Annotated in this window: 6 protein-coding genes; 4 read left to right on the top strand and 2 right to left on the bottom strand. The window is 66.8% G+C overall.

The features are described from left to right. Window positions 1–147: 147 nt before the first annotated feature. On the bottom strand, window positions 148–1,593 hold the full coding sequence (locus A1351_RS02085) for a lipopolysaccharide biosynthesis protein (RefSeq protein WP_064032025.1): 1,446 nt from the start codon (window positions 1,591–1,593) through the stop codon (window positions 148–150). Between the two features lie 270 nt (window positions 1,594–1,863). Here A1351_RS02085 and A1351_RS02080 point away from each other — a divergent pair, with 270 nt between their 5' ends. The 4 genes from A1351_RS02080 to A1351_RS02065 all read left to right on the top strand — a co-directional run bounded on the left by A1351_RS02080 (window position 1,864) and on the right by A1351_RS02065 (window position 6,935). Continuing rightward, the gene (locus A1351_RS02080) at window positions 1,864–3,663 is read left to right on the top strand and encodes a hypothetical protein (RefSeq protein WP_064032024.1); all 1,800 of its coding nucleotides are present in this window, start codon (window positions 1,864–1,866) and stop codon (window positions 3,661–3,663) included. Beyond that, window positions 3,660–4,628 (top strand): glycosyltransferase family 2 protein, encoded by a 969-nt coding sequence (locus A1351_RS02075; RefSeq protein ID WP_064032023.1) that lies wholly within the window; start codon window positions 3,660–3,662, stop codon window positions 4,626–4,628. Before A1351_RS02080 ends, A1351_RS02075 begins: the two co-directional genes overlap by 4 nt. After that, window positions 4,625–5,914: an O-antigen ligase gene (locus A1351_RS02070; protein ID WP_026597826.1), complete on the top strand. Its 1,290-nt coding sequence runs from the start codon at window positions 4,625–4,627 to the stop codon at window positions 5,912–5,914. The genes A1351_RS02075 and A1351_RS02070 overlap by 4 nt, the downstream gene beginning before the upstream one ends. 94 nt (window positions 5,915–6,008) lie before the next feature. Then, the gene (locus A1351_RS02065) at window positions 6,009–6,935 is read left to right on the top strand and encodes a DUF6492 family protein (RefSeq protein ID WP_024878810.1); all 927 of its coding nucleotides are present in this window, start codon (window positions 6,009–6,011) and stop codon (window positions 6,933–6,935) included. Window positions 6,936–7,013: 78 nt separating this feature from the next. Here the strand turns inward: A1351_RS02065 and A1351_RS02060 are convergent. Then, on the bottom strand, window positions 7,014–8,143 hold a 1,130-nt coding region (locus A1351_RS02060), incomplete at its 5' end, for an MFS transporter (RefSeq protein WP_064032022.1).

Genomic DNA, 8,143 nt, shown 5'->3' with positions numbered 1-8,143 from the left:
GGAGGCTGGGCTCATGGCGGCGGGGGCGGCTGGGGACAACCGCACTACTACAGCGGCCGCAGCAGCTATAGCCGTTGCTATCGATGGTCGCCGCGCCGTGGCGGCTGGGTGAATGTCTGCGCCCGCCCCTATTATAATTGGTGAGGGCTAAGCGGCTTCGCTTCGACAGGCGCGCGCGCCGAGGCGCCGCGCCACGCCGCCGATGAGCGCGCGCGCTTCCGCGAGATCGAAGGTGAGAGCGATCGGCGCATAGGCGGCGACGCCAGCGCCCACCAATAGGATGAGCGCGAGCGCCGGCGGCAGCGCCGAGACCTTCGCCGAAAGCATGTGGACTGTGGCCGCCATCGCCGCCGTCGCAGCGCCGACGAGCGCGAGCCGGCCGAATGGCAGCGGCATGGCGAAAGCGGCGCGGCTCAGCGCATAGGCTTGCGCGCAGCCGAAGATTTCGGCTGCGAGCCGCCCCCACACCGCGCCGGCGAGGCCGAAGCGATAGATCAGCAGCGCCGAGACGATGAGATTGAAGGCGAGGATCGAGCCCGTATTGATCAGATAGAAGCTGTTGCGGTTGGAGAGCAGAAAGCTCGTGTGCAGATATTGCTGCGTCAGAATCTGGAACACCACCGCCATCGCCAGAATGGGCATGGCCCAGCTCCCGGTCTCGCGAAACTCTGGCCCGAGCACGAGATCGGCGATCTGCGGCGAGACGAGCGCGAAGCCGACGCAGGCCGGCAGCGCCACGGCGAGCAGCAGCTCCATCGATTTTTCCAGATGGCGGCGCGCCTCCGCCTCGCCGCGCTCGGCCAGCAGCCGCACCGCCATCGGGACGAAGGCGGTAGAAACGCTGATCGCCGGAATGATGAGCGCCTGCCGCACGAGATCGACGCTGGCGCCGTACCGGCCGGCGTCGGCGACACCGGAAAGCTCGGCGAGCAGAAAGCGATCGGCGACGCTCGCCAGCGCCATCAGCGACATGGAGAAGGTGAAAGGCAGGCCGGCCTTGGCGATCTCGACGAGGCGCGCGCGATCGAGCTTCGGCCGGGCGTCGCCCCAGGAAGCGCGCCAGAACAGCGCCGTCGCCGCGACCAGCGCAATGGAAGATGAGACCAGCAGCGCCGCTCCGCTGGCGCTCGCGAAAGCGACAGCGACGCCGAGCGCCGAGACCAGCAGCGCGCGATAGACCGTGCCGCGCAGATAATCGACCGCCTTCTGCGCCGCGCGCAGCGATTCCTGGCTCGTCTCATAGAGAGTGACGGCGAAGGCCAGCATAACGGCGGCCGCCGAGACCGGCGCGGCGAGGCCCGTCATCCGCGCCACGGAAAAGAACAAAGGAGCGGCCGGCGCGAGCAACGCCATTGCCGCGAGGATCGCGCCGCGAATATCAGCGCCGTCGCCCTTCGCCTGCTCGCGCAATATGGCGAGCTTCAACGCGCTCGAGAGCAGAGTGGCGAGAAGCGTGGCGAAGGCGAAGCCCAGCAGATAATCGCCATAGGCCGCGACGGCGAAGACGCGCGTGAACACGATCGTGTTGAGCAGGCCGAAGATTGCGGAGAACACATTGGCCGCGAAATAGACGACGGTCTGCCTGGCGAGCATGGGCGCTGCTGTCCTTGTCCTTTAGCGGGGAGCCGCTGCGCCATTCTGGGACGCACATTCGGCCGGCGTGCAAAAATCTCGAAGATTCATGCCAGCGGGCGGCGGGATGCGCGCTGGCATGGTTTCTTCTTCTTTACGGCGGGCTGGCGTTTTTTGCGCCGATTTGAAACCGAGTCGAAAGCCTGAACGTAAGAAGAGATCGCGGCTTCCGGAACAAAGCCTTAAACCGAGCATGGTGTGATTATGCGTGAGCGTGAGCGAGTCGAGGATATGAATTCCACTCCGGTGACGATCGGCGAGAGCTTCGGCTGGCTGCATCACGCGGACGGCGACCGCGGCGTCGTCATGTGCGCCTCCATCGGCTATGAAGGTCTCTGCGCGCATCAGTCCTGGCGTGTGCTCGCCGATCGTCTGGCGGCGGCGGGCCTCCCCACTCTGCGCTTCGATTATCCGGGCGAGGGCGATTCCCTCGGCGATCCTGCCGATCCGGCGATCGTCGACGCCTGGCGCGAGCAGATTCGCTTAGCTGTGCGCTGGATGCGCGAGGTGATCGGCGTGCGCGAGGTGGCGCTGGTCGGCCTGCGTCTCGGCGCGACGCTCGCGGCCGAGGTCGGCGGCGTCGAGCGCCTGGCGCAGATCGCGCCCGTGGTGAAGGGCTCCTCCTATCTGCGCGAGCTCAAGATGATGGCGCGCGTTCTGGCGGCGAGCGGCGCGACGCCGGAGGCGAGCATCGCCGCGGCGACGAGCGGCGACGATATTCATCTCGAAGGATTCACAATCAACCAGCCCATGGCGGCGGCGGTGAAGCGCATCGATCTGACGCGGCTCGAGGCCGCGCCGGCCCAGCGTGTGCTGGTGCTGCACGATCCAGCGGCGAAGCCGGCGCCGGACTATCTGCAGCGGCTCCAATCGCTCGGCGCCGCTGTCGAGACGCGCGAGCTTCTCGATTATCGCGCGCTGACGCCCGCGCCCATGCCGCCGCCGCCGCCGCTCGAGGATCTCGACGCCGTCGTCGCCTTCGCCAGCGAGGGCGCGGGCGCAGCGCTGACCGCTCGGCCGCCGCAAGGCGCGCTCGCCACAGAGCATTTCATCGAGCGGGGCGTCGTGTTCGGCGAGCATCGACAGCTCGCCGGCGTGCTGTGCCTGCCGCGCGGCAAGCCCAAGATGACCGTGCTGATGCTCGACACCGGCGCCAATCACCATATCGGCTGCGGCCGCTCCACTGTCGATTTCGCCCGCGCTCTGACGCGTCTCGGCTTCGCCTCGCTGCGCATGGACACGCTCGGCATAGGCGATTCCGCCGTCGTCGAAAACGGGCCGCGCGCCGCTCTCTATGACGCGGCGCGCGCGGAGGATGTCTCGGCCGCGCTGGACTTTCTCGAAATGCGCGGGCTCGAGAATGTGACGCTCTATGGCGTGTGCAGCGGCGCGGCGCTCGCGCTCTACGCCGCCCTCGCCGATGCGCGCGTGAAGACCCTCGCGCTCGCCAATCTCCAGGTCTTCGGCAAGGTCGAGGGCGAAGAGCGCGAGAAGCTGCTCGAGATGGGCTTTGCGGCGACACACACATACGTCAGCAAGGCGATGAGCGCCCGCGCTTGGGCGCGCGTCGCCAATGGCGAGGTGTCGCTCGGCAAGCTCGTCGATATCGCTTCCGCTCTGCTCCGCCGCAAGGCTTCGGCCCTGGCTGGAGCGCTCGCGCAACGCCTCGGCCTCGCGCATGGCAAGGCGCGCGAGGCGCGAGCCAATTTCTCGAAGCTGGCGGCGCGCGGCGTTCGCATCCTCATGCTGCATGGCGACCATGACGTCGGCAGAGAGGTGATGGACGTCTGCTTCGGGCCGGACGCGCGTTTCCTGAGACATCTCCCCAATGTCGAGATCGACGTCATCGACGGCGCCGATCACGCGCTCTCTTCCGCGCTCTCGCGAGAGGCGCTGCTGGAGAAGATGAGTTTTTTTCTCCAGGCGGCCGCCCGCGACGCGGATCCCGGCCGCGACAATCACAGAGCGATGGCGAGCGCTCTGACCATGGCGACGCTCGGCGCCTTCACCCTGATGACGAATCTGGAATGACACAAATTTCTCGACCTCTCCTCGAATCAATCGGCGACGCCTCTCACGTCGAGGCAGTCGTCTGCATTCCGACCTTCCGCCGTCCCGAAATGCTTCGGACGACGCTGGAGTCGATCGAAGCGCAGACGACGCAAGTCGCCTTCGCCGTCGTCGTCGTGGACAATGACGCGGCCGCGCCAGTCGGCCTCGATGTGGCGCAATCCTTCTTTCGCGACGGCCGCCTCTCCGGTCTCGCCGCGGTGGAGCCGCGCCAAGGCAATGTCCATGCGATCAACGCGGCCTTTCGCCTCGCGCGGGAGCGCTATCCCGCGGCCAAATATTTCTTGATGATCGACGATGACGAGCGCGCCGAGCCACAATGGCTGGAGGAGATGGTCGCCAGCGCGCGCCAAGGCGCCGATATCGTCGGCGGCCCGGTGACGCCCATCTTCCCGGAGGAGGCCAAGCCCGCCTTCCGCGATCATCCGGTGTTCTGGCCGGCCTTCGGCGAGACCGGCCCGGTGCCGATCATCTATGGCACTGGCAATTGCCTGCTGCGGCGCGAGGTGTTCGACGGGCTCGCCGAGCCAACGCTCGATACGAGATTCAATTTTCTCGGCGGCGGCGACACCGAATTCTTCACGCGCTGCCGCCGCGCCGGCTTCACCTTCTTCTGGCGCCAGGAGGCGCAGATCTATGAGCAGGTGACGCCGGGCCGGCTCGCGCTCGGCTGGGTGCTGCGCCGTAGCCTCGCCACGGGCGCGATCAATTACAGCATCGATCGGCTCGCGGCGCACAGCCTGCGTCAGCGCCTGCTGCTCATCGCCAAGAATTTCGCGCTCGGCCCGGTCTCGCTGCAACGCGCGCTGCGCATGCTGCGAGACTCCAAGCATCCGCTCGCCGCCACGCATCCGATCGGCATTGCCGTCGGCCGGCTGCTGGCCTCGGTCGGCGCGATGCCGCAGCCCTATCGCTATTCCTCATGACGGATATGAGCGCCTCCTCGGCCGGGGGGCTGGATGAGATCGACGGCCGCGGAATCCTGTTCTGCGCCATTCTGCTCGTCGGCTGGATCACCTTCTCGCCTTTCGCCGATCTCGCTTCGCCCGAGACGCTGGAGCTGGCGGAAGGCCGCGACTTTCAGCTCTACGCCGCCTTCGGCCTGATGGCGGCGGCGTCCTTCTTCTATATTTGGCGGACCGATCGGCCGGCGCTCGCCGCGCTCGCCACGCCCACCAATATCGCGCTGGCCGGCTGGATCGGCGTGACGCTCGTCACCTCACACGAGATATCCAACTCGCTGAAGCGCGTGGTGATGTTCGGCTGCGTCGGGACCTGCTGCCTCTCGCTCTTCCTATTGCCGCGCGGCCGCGACGATCTCGCCAAGCTATTGAGCATCGTCGCGCTCATCATCGTCGGCCTCTCCTATTTCGGCCTCGTCTTCCTGCCGCATTACACGATCCATCAGGCGACCGACATCGGCGAGCCGCAGCTCGCCGGCGATTGGCGCGGCGTGTTCGGCCATAAGAATGTCGCCAGCGCCGTTTTCTCCATGCTGACCTTCATCGGCATTTTCGTGCTGCGCGCCGGCCGCACGGCCGAGGGCTGGGCGATCTTCGTCCTCTCGCTCGTCTTCGTGCTCTGCTCGGGCGGCAAGAGCTCGACCGCCATCTGCATCACGACGATCTTGCTCTCGCTGCTCGCCGAGCGCACGCGCAATGTCGTCCTGTGGTCGATCATCGTCTTCTCGCCGCTGGCGCTGCTGAATTTCTTCGGCATAGGCTCCATTCTCTTCCCGCAGCTCGGCGCGATCGCCGCGGCGCTGCCGCTCGACGCCTCCTTCACCGGCCGCACCGATATTTGGACCTTCGCCATTCCCAAGGCGGGCGAGACGCCGATCTTCGGACATGGGCTCGGCGGATTCTGGGCCACTGCGGCGCTGCGCTTCGGCGGCGAGGACACGACGATCTGGGCCGGCAACGCGGCCCATGCCCATAATGGCTATCTCGACACAGTGCTGGCCATGGGCCTGCCGGGACTGGCCTTCGCCTTCGCGGCGCTGATCGTGCAGCCGGCGCGCGACGTTCGTCGCGTCTGCGCGCGCGGCGACGAGCCGGCGGTGTCATTGCTTTTCCTGCAGATTTGGATGTTCAGCCTCTATCTCAATTCGCTCGAGAGCTTTCTGTTCGATCGCGCCAATCCTGGCTGGATCGGCATGCTCTTCGCCCTCTTCGGCATTCGCTTTCTCGCCGAATTCAAGATTCGCGGCTGACCGGCCCGGGCTTTGCGACCTCATGCGAGAAACCGGACGACTGTCCCAATTTGGCACGGCGGCGGCCTGCTCCAATGTCATCGGGGGAATGCCTATGGAACGACCGATCGCGCTCATCACGCCCACCCATCGCGCCGACCGCGAGCGCTTCGCTCTGCTCTGCGAGAGCATCGACCGCCGCCTCACCGGCTATGAGCGGCACTATGTCATCGTCAATGACGACGATATGGAGCTGTTCGCGGAATTCGCCGGCCCGCGCCGCGTTATCCTGCCCTGCTCGCGCTTTCTGCCGCGCTGGCTGCGGCTGGTGCCGCCCTTTCTGATGCGCAACGGGCGACGCGTGTGGTGGTCCTTCCGCTCGCGGCCTGTGCATGGCTGGCACATTCAGCAGATGCTGAAGATCGCCGCCGTGCTGCAATTGCCGGAACAGCGCTTCTGCATCGTCGATTCCGACAATGTGATCATCCGCCGTTTCGATATCGGCGCCTATGCCGGCGGCGCCCGCTCGCCGCTCTATATCGCGCGCGGGGCGATCTCCGCCGATGCGCCGCTGCACGCCAAATGGATCGCCAATGGCGACCGGCTTCTGGGCCTGCCGCCGAGCAGCTTTCCGGCCGACGATCACATCGGCAATCTCATCGTCTGGGACAAGGACGCCGTGCGCGCGATGACGCGCGCGATCGAGGACGCCACCGGCGTCGATTGGTTCTTGGCGCTGTGCCGCACGCGCGCCTTCTCCGAATATCTGCTCTATGGGCAGTTCGTGCGCCATTCGCCGCGGCTGATGGCGGCGCATGAGATCGTGCCGCAGAGCCTCGCCGTCGCCTATTGGGACGAGGAGCCGCTCGATCGCGCCGGCCTCGCCACACTGCTCGACGGCGCCTCGACATCGAAGATCGCGCTCTGCGTCGAATCCTTCTCGCGCACGCCAGTGCAGGCCATACGCGAGGCGGCCGGCCTCGCCCTACCCGCGGCCGCTTCGCCCTTCGCGCCGCGGCTCGCCGGCGGCGCCGCCGCCTGACGGGCGATCGGTCGGATTATCGCTTCGCGCAGCCTTCGCCGCCTTCCTTCTCCCCGCAAGGCGGGGAGAAGGAGATTGTCAGCGGGCGCGCTCCGCGTCGATACGCGAGGCGGAGCGCGTCTCCGGCATCTGCGCATAGACGATCAGCGAGCAGAAGATCGCCGCGCTGATATAATAATAAAACCAGCTCTCGCGCCCCTCGCTCTTGAACCAGAGCGCGACATATTCGGCCGTGCCGCCGAACAGCGAGACCGCGATCGCATAAGGCACGGCGACGCCCGTCACCCGCACCGAGGCCGGAAACAGCTCCGCCTTCACCAGCGCATTGATCGACGTATAGGCGCCGACGATGAGCCAGCCCGCCAGCACCAGCGCGAAGGCCGTCCAAGGACCGCGCGCGGTCTGGATCGCCGTCATCAGCGGCACGGTGAAGAGCGTCCCGAGCACGCCGAAGGCGATGAGCAGCGGACGCCGGCCGATGCGATCCGACAGCGCGCCATAGGCCGGCTGCAGCGCCATGGCGAAAATGAGCGAGCCGGCGCTGATCCATGTCGTCTGCGCGTCGCTCAGCCCGGCGGAGAGCTTGAGGAATTTCTGAATGTAGGTGGTGTAGACATAGAAGGCGAGCGTGCCGCCCATGGTCAGCCCGACCACGGTCGCCGCCTCGCGCGGATAAGAGGCGAGCGCGCGCAAGGAACTGCGGCGCCGCGGCGACGCCTCGGAAGTGAACGCCTGCGTCTCCTCGAGATCGCGCCGCATGAGCAGCGCGAACAGCGCCAGCCCTGCGCCGATCGCGAAAGGAATGCGCCAGCCATAGGCGCGCAATTCCTCCGGCGTGAAGACGAGATTTTGCAGGACGAGCAGCACCAGCAGCGCCGTCAGCTGCCCGCCGATGAGCGTGACATATTGAAAGCTCGAATAGAATCCGCGATGGCGCGAGGCGGCCATCTCGCAGAGATAAGTGGCCGACGACCCATATTCACCGCCGAGGCTGAGGCCTTGCAGCAGCCGCGCGAAGAGGAGCAGCGCCGGCGCCGCCGCGCCTATGGTCGCATAGCCGGGCGTGGCGGCGACGATGAGCGAGCCGAGGCACATCAAGAGAACGGATAGCGTCAGCGCGCGCCGGCGCCCGAAACGATCGCCGATCTCGCCGAACAATGCGCCGCCGATCGGCCGCATGAAGAAGCCGAGGGCGAAGACGCCGGCGC

This window comes from Methylosinus sp. R-45379 (assembly GCF_001644125.1).
Lineage (GTDB): Bacteria > Pseudomonadota > Alphaproteobacteria > Rhizobiales > Beijerinckiaceae > Methylosinus.
Note: the sequence above shows the minus strand (reverse complement) of the source record. Positions and strands in the feature narration are given on the sequence as shown.

Bases quoted from the DNA above. Each gene is read 5' to 3' on its own strand.
- A1351_RS02085 (WP_064032025.1), bottom strand. From the start codon at position 1,593: ATGCTCGCCAGGCAGACCGTCGTCTATTTCGCGGCCAATGTGTTCTCC.
- A1351_RS02080 (WP_064032024.1), top strand. From the start codon at position 1,864: ATGAATTCCACTCCGGTGACGATCGGCGAGAGCTTCGGCTGGCTGCAT.
- A1351_RS02075 (WP_064032023.1), top strand. From the start codon at position 3,660: ATGACACAAATTTCTCGACCTCTCCTCGAATCAATCGGCGACGCCTCT.
- A1351_RS02070 (WP_026597826.1), top strand. From the start codon at position 4,625: ATGACGGATATGAGCGCCTCCTCGGCCGGGGGGCTGGATGAGATCGAC.
- A1351_RS02065 (WP_024878810.1), top strand. From the start codon at position 6,009: ATGGAACGACCGATCGCGCTCATCACGCCCACCCATCGCGCCGACCGC.